The following is a 20,362-nucleotide window of genomic DNA, read 5'->3' as shown; positions in this document are numbered from 1 at the left end:
TAAAAAATAGCTTGCCTGAAACCTTTTTATAAAACCAAAGTCTTTATAGTAAACAACACCATCAAAAACTTGAAAAACCTAACCGACGAAGAATTGATGAGCATGGTTGCTAAGGATGAACTGGATTATATGCGGATACTTTACGAACGTTATCATCAGTGGATCTATAATTTTTTCATTCAGATGATTCATGATAGTGATACTTGTGAGGATTTAATGCAGACCACTTTTTATAAAGCCATTAAGTATCGGAAATCATATCAGGGAGGAAAGTTTAATTCCTGGATATTCCGGATCGCTCGTAATCTTAGCTATGATCATTTTAAAACTCAAAAAAAGCGATATGATCATGAGGAGCGGACGGAAGTTCATCTACTTAAAGAAGATGAGGACAAGCATGATGATATCCTCAAATTGCAGTTGGTAATGAAAAAATTGAATCCTGAAGAACGAGAGATCATAGTGCTCAGTCGCTTTCAGGAAATGCGCTATCTGCAGATAGCTGAAATTTTAGGGAGTACCGAAAATGCGGTTAAAATAAAAGCACACCGAGCTTTAAAGAAATTAAAAAAATTGTTTTTTGAATCTGTTGAAATATGAATTGTACAGAAATAGAACTACGAATCTTCGATTATCTGGAAGGAGAACTTTCGATAGCGGAAACCCAGGACTTCGAAGAGCATCTGGCAAAATGTGAATCCTGTAGAAAAGAGATTGATCAAATCAAAATTCTTGACAAGACGATCAATAAATTCCCAGAAAAAACACCACAGCCAGGACACTTCTCCTCCTTTGAGGATATGCTACAAAAGGAAAAGAAGGAATTAAAAAATCGGGAACTCAATGTAAAGTCACTGTCCTGGAAGACAGCTTTTCAAATTGCCGCTTCCATCCTACTCTTACTTGCCGGCTATATTTATGGAGAATATCGCGGAACAGTATCAGCTCAAACGCAAATCGTCCAGCTACAGGAACAGTCGCAGCAGCTTAAGACGAATATGACTTTAGCCATGCTCGACAATCGCTCTGCGAGCAAAAGAATACAGGCGGTCAATTATACGGAAGAAATTAATATGCCAGATAATCAGGTATTGAAAGCGATCATCGAAAGATTACAAAAAGATGACAACATCAATGTTAGACTGGCTGCAGCTGCTTCCCTTTCGAGATTTCAAGAGAATCAGTTGGTAAGAGATGCTTTTATTGCTGCTTTGGAAACCGAAGAAAATCCTGAAGTTCAAATTGCGGTCATACAATTTCTTGCCCATGTAAAAGATGAACGTTCGGTGACTCCGATGAAAAAACTATTAAATCAGCCTGAGGTACCAGAATACGTAAAATATCAGGTAAACCAGGGACTTGCACAACTTTTATAATCAATCAAAACATAAAAAAAAAATGAAAAAATCAAATGTATTATACCTTGCCTTTATGCTTATGGTAGGTTTAGTAGCTAATGCCCAGACGGAGTTCAAAAAATCACTAAAAGGAATTTCAAGAATTGAAATCGAAAGTAATACCTCTATCGCTATTAAAAAGGGAACAACCGATCAACTGATCCTTAAAGAGGGTTGTTATAACTGCGCTGATTCTGAAGAAACAGAATCTACATGGGAAGATGAAGATGTTTCAATCGATGAAAAAGCCAAAGGTCTAAAGGCCATTTATGCCGGTGGCGAGGACAATACCGGACTAGGTATGTATATAGAAATTAACGGAGAAGTCTTAAGAATTAACGACCTTAAATCATTCTATAAGCGTAAGGGCTTAACACTTACCATACCTGCTTCCGTAGCTATAAAACTACAAACCGGGAATTTAGGCAATGTGATCATTGAAGATCTAACTAACGAACTGGAGATTAATACTGTTGTAGGCTATATTAAATTAACTAATGTGACAGGCCCTATAACAGCACATAGCTCTACCGGTAATATTGATGCCATCTTTAGTAGTGTTGATCAAAGCGCTCCGATTTCCATCACCTCCTCTACCGGGATGATCGATGTAAGCTTACCATCAAATACCAAAGCCTCCGTGGAATTAGGTTCCACTATGGGATCGGTATTTACCAATTTTGACCTGATTAAACCCAGAGAGGATGGTCTTAAAGCCGTAGGTGGTCAAAAATCAATTACTGGAAATATCAATAAAGGAGGTGTAAAAATAGCTTTGAAAGCTTCCGTTGGTAATATCTATCTAAGAAAAAAGTAAAATTTTAAATCAATCAAAAAATGAACATTATGAAACAGTTTATCGCATGTACACTCATCATTCTTTTTACTTCGGTTATCCAGGCACAACGGGAAGTCGAAGAAAGTTATAACGTATCTGAAATCCAAAAGATCAGTTTAAACTTCAAATTTGCTTCTGATATAAAAATCGTCCAATGGGTTAAAAAGGAGGTCAACATCAAGGCCAGTGTTCTTGTTGAGAATGGGAAAGGTAATGAAGCTTATAATTTGAAAACGGAAGAATCTTCCGGAGAGATGTATATCTCGTCAGATTTCGGAGATTACTTCAAGAAAAGGAACAATATCATGCTCAATAATAGTGATCAAAAAACTGAAATCAATTATTTGGTTTATGTACCTGTAAACAGTGAACTCAAAATAAAAAGCATCACGGGTAATGTTATTTCTGAAAATTTTTCAGGCAAACTGGAAACCGATCTGATCTCTGGAAGTGTAGAATTGAAAAAATATGAGGGAGAGCTCGCTTTAAAGACGATTAGCGGGAATTTAGATGTGACCTTGAAAAAAGCCAAAATAGATGCTAAAACACTTACCGGAACTATCTATTCTGATCTTGACATAGACATGAATAACGATACTAACAAACCGACCGTTTCCAGTCGGGTTCAGGGAATTGTTAGTAATGGTGATCAAAAAACCAAACTTGAAACCATTTCCGGTAATATTTATATGCGTAAGCAGTAAATAATCAGACTTCTGTTCGTAAATAAATAATGCCAGGGAATAAAGGCTATCCTCTTTTTTTAAACGAAGATATAGGTGGTAAAATGCTTTGTCGTTAGGCAGTTGGTCCCATCAGCTAACATACTGATTTGATGCTGTATATTCTGTGTAACTCCCATTACTGCAAAAGCAGTAAACATTAGCTATTGGTCAAGTAAACCAAACAAAATACTTGACATTTTAAATTAACATTTAATTGTTTTTGAATAATACCAGGAACGTATTCATTTTAAATCTTGGGGGTCATCCACCTTAAGGCTTTTGAATTTTCTATTTTAGAATTCATTATCTCAATGCTCAAAAAATGAAATTGCTCTCATTCAATTTTAAGATTATGGCACAAAGTTGAGAGCTAAATTTATAATAGAAACTGATTTATCAGAATTGGTATCCCGATTACTGATTTTCAAGATAATTTGAACTGGTAACTCAAAAAGGAATTGTTCCTAAAGTACAAAAAACCAGGTAATAAACTTTACCTGGTTTTTTTAATAAGCAATTAAATATATAACTTATTGAAGTATCCACATCTCGGCATTGATATTATCTCCCTGTGCAAATTGTCTACTTATAGCATCTTGTAGATTTGCACTGTTATTTGTTGCTTCATCCATTGGATACATCCAACGTTTTGGAATTCTTCCATTATTTAAAATACCCGCCCCATCCGTATTAAATTCAGGAAAACCTGTGCGACGTTGTTCATAAAATATTTGCCATCCGGTATTCATAAACATGGAAATATATTTCTGTTCAAGAATTTTTTGAATTTCATCATCTCCATTTAATGAGATTTGGTCATTATCAAAATAATCTTCTGGAATTTGAGTTGTAAAAAAATCAAATGATGCCTCTACTCCATTTCTATAATGTACCTGTGGATCAATCGAAATCCAGGAACGTACGGCAGCTTCGGCAATAATAAATTCCTGCTCCCAGTAACTCATTAAAATGCTAGGTTCATTAACGGGATCGAAAAAATATCGCTCTGCAATCCTGCTGGCTTCTCCGGAGACCGCCTTTGAGGTATTCGCATTAAGGTCTTCACTTCCCTTTAGGCCTCCATAGGAATTAAAATCATTTACGGGTGCGTTTGCTGCATTAGGTTTACGCTCCGCAAAAGCAAATAATCGGGGATCCTCAAATTCCTGTAATCGCTCGACGAAATTTTGCTCCATATAATAAGCGGTTTGTAAATCATTATCATTGAAATACGGGTATCTATTATTCTGTATATTATGGTATGCCAAGGCCCCATTATCTGAATTTGAAGTCATTAAAGGATATTGAGACGGATTATTGATAATTTCCTGAAATCTTGATCTTACGTTTAAATCAGTATCTCCCACCTTCTTTGATAAACTCATCAAAACCCTAAGATAATAAGCATTAATAAGCTTTCGCCATTGTAACTTATCTCCATTATATATAATATCTCCAGCAATTGGTTCCTGATTTACGGCAAGAGCATCTGATGCTGATTTCAAATCATTTAATACCTTTAAATAAATACTTTTCTGAGAGTCATAAACAGGTTGATAGATATCTTCATCAGCCAAAATAGCCTCAGTATAAGGAACATCACCAAAGGTCTGAGTTAGATCAATGATAAAATAGGAGTTAAAAAAATCAGCAAGTATTTGATATACTTCTATTCCAGCATTCTCAGATTCTTCTACCATTTTTTTAACCTGTTTCAGGTCATTATATCCTCCAAAGTCAGAGCGCTGCCAATTATAATATTGATTGGAATTAACTCCATTGGTATAGGATAAATATCTACTGGCCAATGCACTGGATAAACTCACATTATCAAATGCTCTGGTTTCTATATTGGTCAATAATAATTCCGGGCTAACCGAAGTGGCGCGATTAGGATCTTCTTGTAAATCCTCTATTTTACTACAACTATTAAAGCAGATCGGAAATATAAATATTAATAGTACTGAAATAAATCGATTCATGATTTAAAATTTTGCGTTTAGGTTAATACCGATGTTTCTTGTGGCTGGTGCCTGTAAGTTATCACGTCCCGGATCAGGATCAACATTGGGAATTTTAGATGACAACCATAAATTACGACCGATAAAAGACAGACTTAAATCACTAAATGGTAGTTTCGATATGATTTTTTCGGTGAAATTATAACTTAAGGTTACTTCTCTAAGTTTGATAAAATCTTCCTTATAGTAATGGTAATTCTTATTATACCCATTACTGGTAGTCTGCATAAAATTTATATAGTTTACCGGTACATCATTTGGAGCGTATGTTCTGGTATCGTTTAATATATTACCATTAACATCATATTCAACACTTCCACCTACGATTTTAACCCCATTCCCGATAAAGGTACTCTCTCCATTATTAGCATCATCACGGAACTGATTTACTGTTCCGGGAGAAGTCCCTCCCCACCACATTTTTTGATTAGTATCTGAATACATTAATCCGCCTAAACGACCGTCAAAAAGAAATGATAAGGATATATTTTTATAACTTAAAGTATTTGAAACGCCATAGGTAAGATCCGGCTCGTTATATCCAATAAATCTGGAATAAGGATCAGAAACAGGATAGCCATTTTCAAATATGACTTGTCCCTGTTCATTAGTTTGATAAACTCCTGCATAAATTTTGTCCGTACGATCACCGACACGAATGAAAGCATCGGTTTGCTCTCTATCACCGTAAATCTCTTCCTGATACCTGCGGTACTGGCTTAAATTAACCTGTGCATCCCATCTGAAATCCTTGGTTTTTATGGGGGTTCCATCTAAAACAACCTCAATCCCTCTACGCTTATATTCATCTCCATTCAATAATATACTATTATATCCACTACTTTGAGAAATAGAACTATAAATTAGGTTATTATAATCCTTGGTTTGGTAATAAGCTATATCTAAGCCTAAGCGACTATTGAGAAAGCGGGTATTCAATCCTATTTCCCAGGTATCCGAAGTTTCGGGTTTTAAATCAGATGATAAAAGCTCATTCCCGAAAAAGGTTGAAGGAACACCATTCCAACTGGTTCCTTTTTCATAAGCCTGAATGTGACTATATGGATTGTTCCCTATCTTGCCTTCAGAAACCTGAGACCAGGAACCTCTGATCTTCCCAAATGTTATCCATTTAGGCGTATCAAGTAATTCCGTAAATACTAAAGAGGCGGAAACCGAAGGATAAAAGAAAGAGTTATTTGCTTCCGGTAAGGTTGAAACCTGATCGTTTCTTCCTGAAAGTGACAAATAAAAGGTATCGTAAAAATCAAAATCAACAAAACCATAGAAACTATGTATTGTTTCCTTTTCCTCCCTATTACTTGCTATAAATGTTGCACCTGCATTATTATCAAGATTATAAAACCCAGGAATATTTAAGCCATCTGTTCCGGTGGTATGACTGGTCGATTGACGATAATAATTAACATAAGCCAATTCTCCGGAGATACCAATTTGGTCTGCAATATGATTATCATATTTCAAACCAACATCAGTGGTAATATCGAAATAAGTAGCATCTGCAACCGTAAAATCTCCTCGTGAACGATCTCCGTATCCGATATAGCTTTTAGGCTCTTTATAAGTTCTGTTCAGACTGTATACATTAGCTCCTCCACGACCTTTTAAGCTTAAATGAGGGGTTAATTTATACTCGACATTAAGATTTCCGAAAATATTGTCTTTATTATATCCTCTTTGATATTCATAAGCCTGAAAATAGGGATTATTATAATAAGAAATATTAAAGTGTCTTTGTTGGTAACCAACTTCTCCTTCTCTCCAATAATTCCTTAAGTCCCGGATATCGACATCCACTCCCGTCCAAAGGATAAGATTATAAAGGTAATTCGTTGGGCCATAGCCTACTTCCGGAAAATTGTCAGTATATTGCTTGTTATATGTAAGTGATGAATTTATGGATAAATTCTCAGATGGATTCAGACTCCCGCCAAGATTGAAAGAGGTGTTATTCAGATCTGTATTGGGAACAATTCCTTTTTGATAAACATTTGATATTGAAGTTCTGAAACTGGCTTTTTCACTCCCCCAATCAACACTTACATTATTAGTCTGAATCAAGCCTGTTCTAAAAAAGTTTTCAATATTATCTGCTCCTCTTGATATATAAGGCAATGGAATTAGTTCTCCGGTAGCCGGATCCACCTCACTATTATACTGCGGTGTTTCGAAATAACCACTAGGTGTACTGGAATCTGTTTGATCCAGGCGTGGCCCCCAAATCCAACCACCACCTTCGGTACCCGATCCACTTCCATTCACATAAGCATATACTCCCTGATTTCCGTTTCCATAGGTAGTTTGAACATCGGGAACCTTGATGAAAGAAGTCTGGAACATTGTAGAATTATTTACAGTTACGGTAAGTTTTCCTTTTTTCCCTTTCTTGGTGGTAATCATTATGGCTCCATTACGCCCCACTGAACCGTATAGAGCTGAAGCTGTAGCTCCTTTCAATACGCTGATACTTTCAATATCATCAGAATTAACTTTCCATAAATCTGTAGTTCGATCGGGGATACCATCAATTACTAACAGAGGGCTCGCTCCTCTAAGACTTATCTGTGGATCTTGAAATAAATCAGTCGAATTTTGGATATTTAATCCGGCAACTCTTCCGGTAAGTGAACTTACAAAATTTGGCTCTTTTGCTTTTTCCAGTTTTTGTCCATCAACCTCCTGAATGGCATAACCTAAAGCTTTTTTCTCTTTTTTAATTCCTAATGCGGTAACTACAACTTCATTTAACTGAGAAGAATCTTCAATTAAAATTATATTAATTACAGACTGGTCATTAACCGGAATTAGCTGTGTTCTAAATCCCATAAAAGAGAATTCCAAAGTATCCTGAGCAGTAGCTTCCAAACTATATTTTCCATCAAAGTCTGAAATGGTTCCTTTCGAAGAATTCCGGATAAGTACATTTACCCCTCCCAGTGGAATTCCATTATTGTCGGTAATTTCTCCATTAATTTGTTGTTGAGAAAAACCAATTGTCGTTGTTAATAACAACAATAATAGTGTAATTGTTTTTGTCATGTTCCTTAGTGATTTATTTTAATTGATGATCCAGGTATTCAATTGGTGATTTGGAGTGACCATTAGTATTTTATAGTTTTCGGATTTTTTAATTAATGGAAATTTTGCGCCTCCATCTTTTATCAATGCGGTTCCCAAAAGTTCATAGTCATCATTAGCCCCGTATTTTACATTATTGGTTCTGGCTATATATAATTTAGCTTCTGCATCCTTCTCTGTAAGGGCCTTCCAGGACAACTTGATACTTTCCCCATTGAGTTTAGCTGAAAGGTACATGGCATCTACTTTATCGATTAATGAGATACCATCCCATTCCTGTTGAACAGAATTTTCCACATCAATATCCAGGAATGAAACCATTGTTGGCAGGATATCAACAATAGCTGGAATTTGTTTTTTAAAATATTGATTAGCCTTTTTATTCATGGCAATCCAGGTACTTCGCTCACGATCGGATTGACCTCCATGATGTTTACCATCCTGGGGAGAGCGCCCATGATCCGTAGTTACGATAAAAAGCCAGTCTTCATTAAAATTAGCTTGTCTGTATTTCACAGAATTATAAATCTGACCTATTAATTGGTCTTCAAAAGCTATTGCATCGTAGAGTTGAGGACTATCTCCGTAACCATGTCCCATATCATCTGAAAACTCAAGGTAAACCCAGCTTAAATCCGGGGCATCAGACTTAATATATGCCGCTGCTTCGGCAGCCACTTTTATATCGATATTCTTAATATACTCCCGATAAGGATCATGTGGAAAATTTATGGTATCCTTTTCAAAACCATCAAAAGCATATCCTATCTTCAGAAAATTTGATCCTACTAAATGTTCTCCCAAAAGTTTGGTTCGATTATCTTCCCATGTGGAAAATATTGCAGTTTCTTTCTCGGGGAAATCATTGGAAAAAAGCCTAAAAATAGTTGGGTAGTTGTAATTGGGCTGCTTAATTTCGTTACCATAAACATTATGCTTATTTACCCATGTGCCGGTTAATAAGCTATTATAACCTACCGCAGAAATTGTCGGGGTTTCTGAATACGAGCCCTTTACTCCGCCCACATAAGCTTCGGTAAAATCTCCATCTCGTGCAATCAAGTCGAGATTTGGGGTTTTCGCCTTTGGAATCATATCAGCTGCGATTCCATCTACAATAATAAAAACGAGCTTCTTTTCTTTTTGACGCTCTTCCTGTGCGGATAGCTGATAGCTTAACAGAAATAGCATCATGACCACAGATGTGAATTTAAATTTCATTAAGATTATTTTAAGTTAGAGTTTTGCACTCCAAATGTATAGTGAAGATTGAATAAATTGAATGAACAGTCAATTAATAAAAGTTTACTTTAATGTTCCCTGTATGTTACTAATTATGGGACATTAGCTTTTGTAAATCAATTTGGTATATTTACCGAAAAAAATTTGTGGGGCGTAAAAGTTTAAGTTCGAAAAGGCGCAGGGAAATCATTCAATCTTTTTACAGGATTGCAAAAAAAATTGGTTTAGAAAATACCTCGATTGCTAAAGTTGCGGAAGATATGCAGATTAGTAACGGTTTGGTGATGCACTATTTTAAAACCCGTGATGAACTTTTAATTGGCCTTAATGAGTATATTCTGGAAAGACACTTGAATATGGTGAATTCTATAGAATATGGAATGATGGATAATAAAGAAAGTTTGGTGAATTTCATCACTGACCTCTTCTCAAGAAAATGGAATAAATACTTCGATGATGGTGTTTTTTATAGTTGCTATGCCCTGATATACCGTAAAAAAGATTTTAATACCAGTTTCAGAAATTATCTGGAAAAACTTCATCAGGTATTACAGGAAAAATTATTGGAAGCAAAATCCTGTGGTGTAATATTCAATTCTAACATATCCGAAATAACTGAGATCATTTTTGCACTTATCGACGGCTCGTATTATTATCTGGGAATGTTTAATCAGAAAGAGATTAATTATCGGGAAAAAGAAGAACTCTATATTATTTATGCGATCAAGCTTTTGGATTTTTCTTCCGGTCCGTCATAATTCTATATAATGCAAAAATCGCGATAAGCGCCCATACAATATTGACTAATATATTGGGAAAATCATCTAAAGTTGCTGCATTTATAACTAAGCACAAACCTCCGATAATATTTAAAATATGATATGTCGGCTTCTTTGCAGACAGGTGTCCTGCACTAAGAAGAAAATATGCAATTATAAAGATTAAGGCCCCACACCAACCAACTAAACCTATTAATGTCATTTATAAATTTTGTTTCAATTCGTATTTACTGTCTATATATCCTATATTTCTTCATTTAATTACGCGTACCAGGCGAGTTCTATCTTCACTAAGTTTTTTTTAAAATAGGAAACTTGATCTTTAACAAATAACAAATTACATCAAAAAGAAGAAGAATGGCAACAGTATTACTAAAAGGCAAGCTTTTAAAATAAATAACTTCATAAGTACTATTTATACCAGAAAGTGAATAAATTGAAAAGTTAAGTCAATTGGTGGTCAAACCGGGCTGGAACCGGGAAATACAAGATTGGGAAATATTGAAAATCTTAGGAACCATAGCTTTTACAACAATAGATTCTGATTATTTATAGTAATGCAAGACTCAGGTAGAAAAACTATTACATTAATATTCTTATATACTCAAACTAATATTTTACAGTGAAGCTTACACATATATGTACTTTTAGTTATCAATTTTATGATAAAGATTAATGAAAATTGATAAATAAGTTAAATTCTAATCTTCGTCTAAATAAAAATTAGAAAGCTCGACGGAATTTGATTTTTCAGTATAAACTAAATTAGGTGCCAGCTCAAAAAGATGTGCCTGAGTTTCAAAGAAATGCATCATATAGCCGGCAGTATTTACAAAAACCACAACATCACCAATTTCAGGAAGTTTAGGTAAGCTTACTTTCCTTTTCAATAGTACATCTCTTTCTAAACAATAAGCCCCGGTAAAATAAACATCGACAGAGTCATTTTCTGTTTGGTCTTCATCCAAATCTGCATACATTACGTAAGGATCCAGCATAAAATCTGCGCTAGAACTCATCATCTGGCTCATATTCATTTCTAAACCAATTAGGCATTGGCCTTTTGCATCTTTTTTTCGATGAACAACTTTCGCCATAGTAATCCCAGATTGATTCACTAAAGATCTACCCGGTTCTATACGAATTTCAACATTTTCCTTTTGAAGTAAAGAAGCAACAGAATCACTATTTTGATCCTGATATTGTAGAACTTCGTTCAAAAATTTATCTGAATGGATTTCATTAAAATAAGGATAGGTTTTCCTCTCCCCTTTTATTTTTCCGTCTTCGAATCTATATCCAAGTCCGTTTTTATTGAATGTCACCGGTGAAATTTCATCTTTCAGACTTTGTTTTAATCTTTCATCAAAATCCAACCATTCATCTTTATGCTTTAGATAATTAATTAAAATTCCACCGCCCATATCGATAAATCGAAGTGAAAAATCATGCTCTTTTAAATTTTGAATCAATTTGATGCATTGCAACAAAGCTTCACTTCTTTGGTGCGTAGAATAGCCATCTAAATGAAAATGTAGCCCCACTGCATTAAGATTACTATAGGCTTTATCTTCACCAACTTTGTTAATTAAATAATCTTCAATTTCGTCGATATCGAAGCCAAAACGGCTGTAGAGTTTGTTTCCATCGACATGAAAACCACTTATACGAAAAGCAACAATAGCTTTTTTATTATGCTTTTCGGCAAGATCATTAACCAGAATACATTCATCATCGTTGTCTAAGACAATTGGTACATTATTCTGAATAGCAATTTCGATCTGCTTATTTGTTTTTATAGCTGAAGTTAATACTAAATGATCACCATCTCCACCAAGCTGAAGCGATTGCAACAGCTCGCGCTCACTCGCAGTATCTACACCTATATTATCTTCAAAAGCCTGCTTTACAAATGCCTTTGCCTTATTAGCTTTTCGAGCATAGAAGATTCCAGATTTTACATTATTACGTTCAAAAACTTCTTTAAATTTCTTACAATTTTGGGTAAAAGAGGCAGGATTAAGAATATTTAATGGAGAACCATACTTAGCAAAAAGCTCATTAACTACTCCCGGATGCTCCATAACATCGTGCATCCATTGCGAAGTTATTGGGGTAAGACCTTTTTCCTGATTTCCTTTTGTATACTTACTATTGCTCATTTAATATTTTTAGAATTTGAAATAATCTTATTTAAGTGATCTACTACGCCATTCGCCCAAACTGATGAAAAATCGTTACGGCTTCTGGATAGCGTATCATTATCGAAAGTAACACCCTCGGTAGGGGTGCCGTATATGGTGATATTATGTAATTCCTTTCCTTCTTTGCTAATTGGATGTCCTTCTTTGCTAAGATCCATACCTCCCGTCTCGTAAATCCCTGTTTCATCTATATTCTGAAAAACTTGCATTTTTATTTCCTTGAAAAGATTTTTATAAAGTAAAGAGGATTGTTCAGGTAATTTCATTTTGGGGATACGTGCATCGATGTGATAGTCGGTAAGTGCCTTTTTACTAGTTTCCGAATAGGAATTTTTTAATTCAAATTTTCCATTGGGTAGTTGAGCTATCTTCGGGGATTTACCATAACTGAAATCTAAAATTCCAGCTTTTAATATGGCTAAAATTTTATACATATTTTCTAATGGCGGCCCGTAACTAATGCGGTTGAAAAAAGAAAAATACTCAGTATCAAAAATTTGATGAGATCTGGCTGTCAAACCTCCAAAACTATAGAGATCATTAAAAATCGGACTTATATCATGCCACGCGCTAATCGCCGCGAGTAACGGACTTTTTCTACCCTCCGACACCTGCGCTAAAGTTTTTTCCAGAAGATGTTTTACAGCTGAAGTATCATAGCTTTTATACTGAATAAATGGTGATTTGAGTGCTTCAAAAGAAAACCGCTGTTCAAATGGATATTTCTTGTGAAAGTTTTCAATTTCATTCAGTATTTCAGAAAATGATAAATTTTCAATTATGTCTTCCCCTGAATTTCTGAAAGCTACACTGTAATATCGATATATAAATTCCTTTTTGATCAATGATAGTAATTCTCCTGAAAAATCGAATTTATAGGCCGAATTCTTTCTAATTTCATTCAGTTTTTCAGCAGTAAAAAAACGTAGCTCCGGAACATTCGGCATCTCTCCTACTCTAGGGATCATTAAAGCACCAGACCTGGAATAAGGATAAATTACAGCAGGCTCGTTTCCTGAAGCGAAATATTCCATATTCTCGCATTCACCACTAAAACTTCCTCCTTTTCCTTCAGTTAAAGCTAAAACAGCATCAATAAATGTTAAGCCCATTCCCTTTATCGCTACGGAAGAATTAGAATCAATATTGGTTAATTTTTTTTCAACAGGATACACAAAGTCAATATTCGAAGAAATTGACTCTTTATTTTCTAAAATTTCGGAACGATTTCCCGCATGACCTGTGGTTAATAATAGATTATGAACCTCTACTAGCTTTTTTGATTTTCCTTCTAAAAATGTTTCCAGCTGCAGCACGTCTTCATTTTCTGTAATATTTACAACTTCTTCGTGATGTTGATATATCTTAATGTTCTCTGGAGCTGAAGAAATCAAATCTTCAAAACTTTTACAAAGATATTTACCAACCATCTTCCGTGAAGAAAATTGATCTTTTAACAAACTTTCATCAATTCCAGTACTATCGCTAAGCCATGAAGTATAACTCTTTAATTTAACTATCGATTTTGGTTGTTTTTGAGACCGAATATCAATTTTCTGATTCGTAAAATTCATTTTCAAATAATTGGGCTGATCGAAGCGATACACATCACCAGCACCAAAATATTCGTTTTTATTATAAAGATGAATATTTACTATCTCCTGAACTTTTTTATTTTTCAGCTGAGCTAACAAACGTTCCAGACCGTATAAACCTTTAGGACCAAGACCAACAATAGCGACGTTAAATTCGAATGAAGGTTTAATTTTCCATCCTCCGATAGGTGTTAATGCATCATAAACCCCAGGAATGTTTTTTATTAGCCATTCCTGATTATAAATAGTATCAAGGTATCTGCTTCCACCATCGCTTAGTATAAAAGCGCAACGTGAACCTTCTTCTATTTGATCCTCGTATTTCTGAAATGCTTTTATGATCGCTCCCGAGGAACCTCCGGCAAGAATACTTTCTTTCTCAAGCAGTTCCCAACAGCCTACAGCACATTCCAGATCACTCACCTTAACAAAATCATGGATGTAACCTTGATCCAGAAATTGAGAATCTACCCCTGCACCATGACCGGGAATTTTTCTTGTGCCAGCTTCACCGCCAAAAAGCACGCTTCCAACTGCATCTACAGCTATAATTTTGGTATTAGGATGATTCGCTTTTATATAATCTGCACATCCCATTAAAGTTCCGCACGTACTTGTGGCAACAAATAGATAATCTAATCTTCCATTTAAAGCTTCGTAAATTTCCTTGGTGGTTTGATAATGTGTTTTGGGATTGTCCAAATTTCCATATTGATTACTCCAAAAACTATTTTTAGTGATCTTGAGCAATTCTTTTACTTTTGCCAGTCGAGCACCTAAAAATCCACCTTCTTCCAAAGGTTCAGTTACCATTTCGATAGTGGCTCCATAAGTTTCTAGTAACTGAGAAGTAAGTTTGTTAATTTTCGGGTCTACAACAACGATCAATTTTAAACCCATTACTAAACAAGCCTGAGCCAGGCCAATAGCCATATTTCCAGAACTGGATTCGATGACTGTATCTCCTTTTCGTAAATCACCAGCCTCCATGGCTTTTTGGAGAATATTAAAAGAGGTTCTTGCCTTGACACTTCCACTTGGATTAAAGCTTTCTAATTTGGCAAAAACTTCCACTCTAGAAGTAGAAGAAATATGTTGTAATCGTACAATCGGTGTATCGCCTATAGTTTCTAAAATAGAATTAGAAACCTGAAGTCTATCTCTCAAGCTCACGTTCATCTTCAACAGGATTAGATTGGTTATAGAATAAATGTAGATACATTTATTCATAACAAAATCCTTATTAGATAAATAATAACATTTTTAGCTGAATTATAACTATTGAATAGTTTAATATACAAGTTTTAACGTTATTTATTAGCACTACTATAAATCGCAAACTTGAGTAATATTCAGCTCTTATTTACATCATAATATCACAAAACTTGATCTCATATTGATCAATTATAGAAATTATAAACTTTCCTTTTTATCTAAAAATGGGAATAGAATCTGGAAACTAAAACAGAGAAATTAACGGGATAAGTTGTTATACTCTTTTATGATGATCAACAACTTTCAATTGGTAAAATTGATCAAGCTTCCTGGTAAACACGTCTAACTCTTTAATAACAATATTGATCATATCCGAATATTCTCTAAGATCAGCTTCACTTAATTCGGTATGATCTCGGAGGGTCGAATTAAGACCTAATAGCGTCGTTAGTGGTTTACGGATGACATGGGAGATATCAAAGGTAATTTGTTCCAGAATCGTTTCATATTCCATAATACTGGAAACATCCATGAGTGTACCAAACCATACCACAGTTTCATCATCAATACGTTTTGGTGTTACGCGGACTTTAAACCATTTGATATTATCCCCATTTAATTTAACCCGAAAATTATATTTGTATGGACTTAGAGTGGAGGCAGATTTTCGCATACTTTTTCTAAACTCTTCTACATCGTCCGGATGAATATAATTTAGAAAAATTTTTGGCTGTGCTTTCATTTTTTCATCAGAAAGATGCGGATGTACTTCTTGTATTCCTTTGCTTATAAAATCAAAACTGATCTCAAAATTATCCTGAATTCTTAATTGAAAAATGACACCGGGGGTATTATCAAGTATTTGTTTTAATCGATTCGCACTTAACTCTATATGCTTTTGCTGATCAATAAAGACTTTACGTGTACTTAAATAGCTTGTCGCTTTTCGGGCTAAAATCTGTAAGGCTTCTTTCTGATTTTTATTTAGGCTGTTTTCCTTTTGATCAATCACGCATAAGGCTCCAAGGATCTGTCCTGATGTACTCATGATTGGTGCTCCTGCATAGTAAGAAATAAAAGGGTATCCGGTTACAAGTGGACTATTTTTAAAACGTTTATCCTTTTCAGCATTTTTTATTTCAAAAAAAGGCGTTCCATCTAATAAATAATGACAGAAACCATCTGCTCTTAAGGTTTCTCTGATTTCCATGCCATAAACGGACTTAAACCATTGCCGATCTTTATCAATGAGACTCACTAAGGAAATAGGCATGCCACAGATTAATGAAGCTAAATGAGTCAATTCATCAAATTTCTTCTCTGGATTGCTGTCTAAAATTTGAAGATTGTAAAGATCGTTAAGTCGAGCAAATTCATCCATAACAATTATTCATATTTAAAATTCATCTAACTGCGATTTCTTTTTTTAGTAGAAAACCAGAAACCATCATTTTTTATTAATAAAAAAATAATCCCGATAGCTACAATAGCTGTTGCAATTAAAACGATATAGATAACAAGATTTGACAAAAATAGGATTTAATACAGCAACAAAATTAACAAATATTAATATTCCTTAAGATTTAATTATTAATGTTTTTCCTACAATTTTAATTTTATCGGAATCTGATATCTACTTATTTATCAATTAAATTATATTTTTTTATACAGGGTATTTGGCTTTTCAGTTTCATTATAACACTCCCAAAAATCAAATGAAATCGGTTTTAGAAATATGAAAAGGGCTATAAATAGAAAAGCGAAGTTTACCGGTTTATTCACCCGCTAATGCTAAATCCTTTTCTTTTGAGAATAAAAAGGCAAGGTTGTAATATTCAAAGTAAACTAATAACGGTGAAATATGGATAGGTCAAGATTTCCTAAATTTAGCTAAAGCCAACGTAAGGCAAAAGCAACTCTTCCGCATCAATCCAGTAGTATTTTTGTTTGCTTTTGAATTGTGTTCATAAACATTTTGATTAAGCGAGTTGACTACAACATAGTGAAAGGAAATATGGTGAGCACTATCAAAACTATAACTGAGTTTTCCATTTTACTTCAAATTTGCTACAAAAAACTCTTTACTTTATAAAGGGCTTCCAAGAGCCCTTGAAGAAATTTTCGTTATTTATGTTAAAAATATATTTTAAAAAAATCTGAAAATTAATATTTCATACAAACATCACCGCATTGCTTGTTAGTCTCTTACTATTCATTTTATCGATTTTATCTATTAAATGAATGCATAGGGTCAACAAGAATTTACTAAATTCAAACCTTAGTTTACTTGTCAAATACCTCACATGACGATCGAGAATCTTTTGATTATTTATGATACTGATTTCGAAAAAAGAAATTGGTTGGATTGGATAATTTCACATGTTATGTTTGCTCCTCCTACGCATCGATTTTCTGGAAGGGCGTTAATTGAAGCAGATCAATTCATCTTTAAAGGCTACGATAAAAAGAAAAATGAAAATGCTGAAATAATATTATATAGACATTTAATTACACAAGTATATTTAGGTTACGATAAAACATATTCTCATTTTCAAGTTCGGTCTTCTTTTTTCTGGCAGCCAATTAGAATACAATATCAAAATGAAAGCAAAGACCAACTCGATTTCATTTATCTAATATGTAATTATAATCATTTCTCAACATCAAATAAAGAACTATTTGAAGCATTGAAAATATGGCTCTCATAACAAGCCTTTAATTACAAGTTATCTTATTTTACAAAAAATTTTAGCAAACGAAATGGACGCCAATCCGATGTCTGAGCTTTATAGTCTTCTCGAAAATAACATTCGATTCCTTGTAAAAGCCCAACGAGCTTCCAAACAAATATTTTAAAAACTATTTAAACAACATAAAAGACATACGCTTAGTTGTCTTAAGGAATTAAACTCAACATTTAGCCGTTCTTATCCTCATCGTAATATCGATGAAGTAGCACTCTCCAATACCATTCTTACATTACAGAAAATGGTAGATTTTATGTAATGAAAACAGTGATTAATTTGGAAGAAAAGTTACTTTGCCAAACCAATCACGTACTACTGCAAACAAAGCAAAAAATAAAAGGCAGGAATTAGTTCTGCTTAAATCAGATTTTATACAAAAAACAAAGGAATTAAAAAGTATCATAATTCGGCACTAATTCAATGAAGCCATCTCCTTGTAACTTCCCAGACTATTTCGTCCTATATCATCGATAAGTAAGGACTTAGTTTACAAAATAAAACTAATTAATTATTTTAACTTCTTCTCTAACAAAAAAAATAAAACATTTAGATACTTACTTGGACATGGGATTTGAAAGTTTATCACATTTTTATTACTCTTTTAAAAATGAATTTGGTCGAACTCCAACAGAATAACGAAACACTAAAAGGGCGAACAGCTAAAAAACCTTATGCAAAGCCTCATCTTCAATTACTCCTTCCCCGATCTTTCCCAAAACAAAACTGAACTTATAAAAATAATATTGAACCTTCGAAAAATCAGGTTGTCTTTTCTTCAGGACCGATCGACAAAAGCATTCTCTCAAATTCATTTAATAGCAAAATTCGAATTAAACGGGCCAAGAATAAGGAGTATACCCATTGGATGAAAAACAAAAAAAAGGGAAAGTCCATCACAACCTTCCCCACTAATTCCTAAATAACAATCAAATCCCAAATGGAAATCCAATTCAAAATTAATCGGAATTAAGATCAATAAGGTTATTAAACGATTATCGGTAAATCAATTGATGATTATGTAATCTAAAGATACAAACCAAAAGTATAATTCCTTTATACTAAACCATTGAATTCTGCATAAATTCTTTATCAAAAAATTAAATTCTTAATATAATTCAGAGTTGCAGTTAAACCTGAAATCCTCTCTTGTAAGCATGTTTTCGAATCAGCACATTTGAATTACATCAGGGTTTTATCAAAAATATATTACTTTTTCTATTAAAAGAATAATAATCATTTTGATCCCTAAATTAACCCAATGTTCTTCAATTTCGGAAAGATATTATTTAGTAATTGATCCTGCTTTTACATCGAAAAGTCAATTTATTTACACTAACAGATAAAAATTCTAAAGAAAAATAATCTGTTTTATATCCTTTCACACTCATAAAAAGATTTTTTTTCCAATACAAACACTCATAAAAGACAATCCTTCTGAATTTTACACAAATACAAATTTATTGATCTATTATTACAAACTTTGTAGGAATAAAACACCGAAACATCATCAAATGAAAACAAGGAAATTGGAAGATTCAGAAATAAGCGATAACAAAGGAATTGACATCACGCAGCAAACAACCAAAGTAGATTTTGCTTTTGAACTGAAGAGTATTTATTTCGATGAACATTATATTCCATCCAACAATACAAGAACGACAACAAATTTTGCCAATCTGGCCAGAGGGGAAAGTCGTCAGGAAAACCTGCGCAATACGATTACTATGATTAACAATCGTTTTAATAGTCTGGCGAACTGGGATAATTCTAACAAGGATCGCTATTCGTTGGAAGTAGAAATCATTTCTGTAGATATTGATGTTGATGGAAGTGGTACAACATTCCCTTCAATTGAAATTTTAAAAACCAATATTATAGATCATAAAAGTGGTAAACGTATTGAAGGTATCGTCGGAAATAACTTTTCTTCTTATCTACGTGATTACGATTTTAGCGTACTGCTTTTAGAACATAATAAAGCTAAAGACAGCTTCAGCGTTCCTGAAAACTTTGGTGAATTACATGGTAATATATTCAAATGTTTTGTGAACTCAGAAACGTACAAAGAACATTTTAGCAAACCACCTGTTATATGTTTGAGTGTTTCCGATAATAAAATCTATCATCGTACTGGAAACCATCATCCAATATTAGGTTTTGAATACAAGCCAGACAAAGCCTCTTTAACCGAGCAATATTTCAAAAAGATGGGCTTACAGGTTCGGTATTTTATGCCTGTCCAGAGTGTTGCACCCTTAGCATTTTTTTTCTTTGGTGACTTACTAGCTGATTATTCGAACCTTGAGTTAATCAGTACCATTAGCACAATGGAAAGCTTCCAGAAGATTTATAGACCCGAAATTTATAATGCCAATTCTGTTGCAGGTTATTACTATCAACCAAGTTTAAAAAATCAAGATCATTCTTTAACAAAAATTGTCTACAACAGAGAAGAACGCAGTCAGCTAGCCATCGAGTGGATGAGCCGGTCAAAGTGAAC

At 33.9% G+C, this 20,362-nt stretch carries 14 protein-coding genes; 7 read left to right on the top strand and 7 right to left on the bottom strand.

Annotated elements, in window-relative coordinates; genetic code table 11:
- Window positions 1-69 precede the first annotated feature (69 nt).
- Genes IIF7_RS18825 through IIF7_RS18810 form a run of 4 tightly spaced genes read left to right on the top strand, consistent with a single transcriptional unit; the run spans window position 70 to window position 2,939 of the window.
- The gene (locus IIF7_RS18825) at window positions 70-600 is read left to right on the top strand and encodes an RNA polymerase sigma factor (protein WP_139801369.1); all 531 of its coding nucleotides are present in this window, start codon (window positions 70-72) and stop codon (window positions 598-600) included.
- Window positions 597-1,376, top strand: coding sequence for a HEAT repeat domain-containing protein (locus IIF7_RS18820; RefSeq protein WP_084843233.1), 780 nt, complete (start codon window positions 597-599; stop codon window positions 1,374-1,376). Before IIF7_RS18825 ends, IIF7_RS18820 begins: the two co-directional genes overlap by 4 nt.
- A gap of 22 nt (window positions 1,377-1,398) precedes the next feature.
- Window positions 1,399-2,214, top strand: a complete 816-nt coding sequence (locus IIF7_RS18815; RefSeq protein WP_084843232.1) for a DUF4097 family beta strand repeat-containing protein — start codon at window positions 1,399-1,401, stop codon at window positions 2,212-2,214.
- A gap of 29 nt (window positions 2,215-2,243) precedes the next feature.
- Window positions 2,244-2,939 carry a DUF4097 family beta strand repeat-containing protein gene (locus IIF7_RS18810; RefSeq protein ID WP_084843231.1) on the top strand — a complete coding sequence of 232 codons (696 nt, stop codon included), beginning with the start codon at window positions 2,244-2,246 and terminating at the stop codon, window positions 2,937-2,939.
- Window positions 2,940-3,490: 551 nt separating this feature from the next.
- Here the strand turns inward: IIF7_RS18810 and IIF7_RS18805 are convergent.
- The 3 genes from IIF7_RS18805 to IIF7_RS18795 are packed head-to-tail and all read right to left on the bottom strand — an operon-like array spanning window position 3,491 to window position 9,301.
- Window positions 3,491-4,942: a SusD/RagB family nutrient-binding outer membrane lipoprotein gene (locus IIF7_RS18805; protein ID WP_084843230.1), complete on the bottom strand. Its 1,452-nt coding sequence runs from the start codon at window positions 4,940-4,942 to the stop codon at window positions 3,491-3,493.
- Between the two features lie 3 nt (window positions 4,943-4,945).
- The gene (locus tag IIF7_RS18800) at window positions 4,946-8,041 is read right to left on the bottom strand and encodes a SusC/RagA family TonB-linked outer membrane protein (RefSeq protein WP_084843229.1); all 3,096 of its coding nucleotides are present in this window, start codon (window positions 8,039-8,041) and stop codon (window positions 4,946-4,948) included.
- Window positions 8,042-8,059: 18 nt separating this feature from the next.
- Window positions 8,060-9,301, bottom strand: a complete 1,242-nt coding sequence (locus tag IIF7_RS18795; protein WP_084843228.1) for an alkaline phosphatase family protein — start codon at window positions 9,299-9,301, stop codon at window positions 8,060-8,062.
- A gap of 281 nt (window positions 9,302-9,582) precedes the next feature.
- On the opposite strand from IIF7_RS18795, the gene IIF7_RS18790 reads away from it, so the two are divergent.
- Window positions 9,583-10,080, top strand: coding sequence for a TetR/AcrR family transcriptional regulator (locus tag IIF7_RS18790; RefSeq protein WP_245801678.1), 498 nt, complete (start codon window positions 9,583-9,585; stop codon window positions 10,078-10,080).
- Here the strand turns inward: IIF7_RS18790 and IIF7_RS21280 are convergent.
- From IIF7_RS21280 to IIF7_RS18770, 4 genes are all read right to left on the bottom strand, one after another.
- A complete protein-coding gene (locus IIF7_RS21280; protein ID WP_084843226.1) occupies window positions 10,046-10,303 on the bottom strand; it encodes a CBU_0592 family membrane protein in 258 nt (85 codons plus the stop codon). The genes IIF7_RS18790 and IIF7_RS21280 overlap by 35 nt on opposite strands.
- A gap of 499 nt (window positions 10,304-10,802) precedes the next feature.
- Entirely contained in the window at window positions 10,803-12,263 is a 1,461-nt protein-coding gene (locus IIF7_RS18780; RefSeq protein WP_084843225.1) for a type III PLP-dependent enzyme domain-containing protein, read from the bottom strand.
- On the bottom strand, window positions 12,260-15,079 hold the full coding sequence (gene sbnA / locus IIF7_RS20915) for a 2,3-diaminopropionate biosynthesis protein SbnA (protein ID WP_176219009.1): 2,820 nt from the start codon (window positions 15,077-15,079) through the stop codon (window positions 12,260-12,262). Before sbnA ends, IIF7_RS18780 begins: the two co-directional genes overlap by 4 nt.
- A gap of 310 nt (window positions 15,080-15,389) precedes the next feature.
- Window positions 15,390-16,496 carry a GAF domain-containing protein gene (locus tag IIF7_RS18770; protein WP_084843224.1) on the bottom strand — a complete coding sequence of 369 codons (1,107 nt, stop codon included), beginning with the start codon at window positions 16,494-16,496 and terminating at the stop codon, window positions 15,390-15,392.
- Between the two features lie 922 nt (window positions 16,497-17,418).
- On the opposite strand from IIF7_RS18770, the gene IIF7_RS18765 reads away from it, so the two are divergent.
- Both IIF7_RS18765 and IIF7_RS18760 read left to right on the top strand, forming a co-directional pair.
- Window positions 17,419-17,823 (top strand): hypothetical protein, encoded by a 405-nt coding sequence (locus tag IIF7_RS18765; protein WP_084843223.1) that lies wholly within the window; start codon window positions 17,419-17,421, stop codon window positions 17,821-17,823.
- A gap of 1,550 nt (window positions 17,824-19,373) precedes the next feature.
- Window positions 19,374-20,360 (top strand): putative oxygenase MesX, encoded by a 987-nt coding sequence (locus IIF7_RS18760; protein ID WP_084843222.1) that lies wholly within the window; start codon window positions 19,374-19,376, stop codon window positions 20,358-20,360.
- Window positions 20,361-20,362 lie beyond the last annotated feature (2 nt).

Origin of the sequence: Zunongwangia atlantica 22II14-10F7, assembly GCF_002094855.1 — a bacterium.
GTDB lineage: Bacteria > Bacteroidota > Bacteroidia > Flavobacteriales > Flavobacteriaceae > Zunongwangia > Zunongwangia atlantica.
This window is presented reverse-complemented; position numbering and strand designations above follow the sequence as displayed.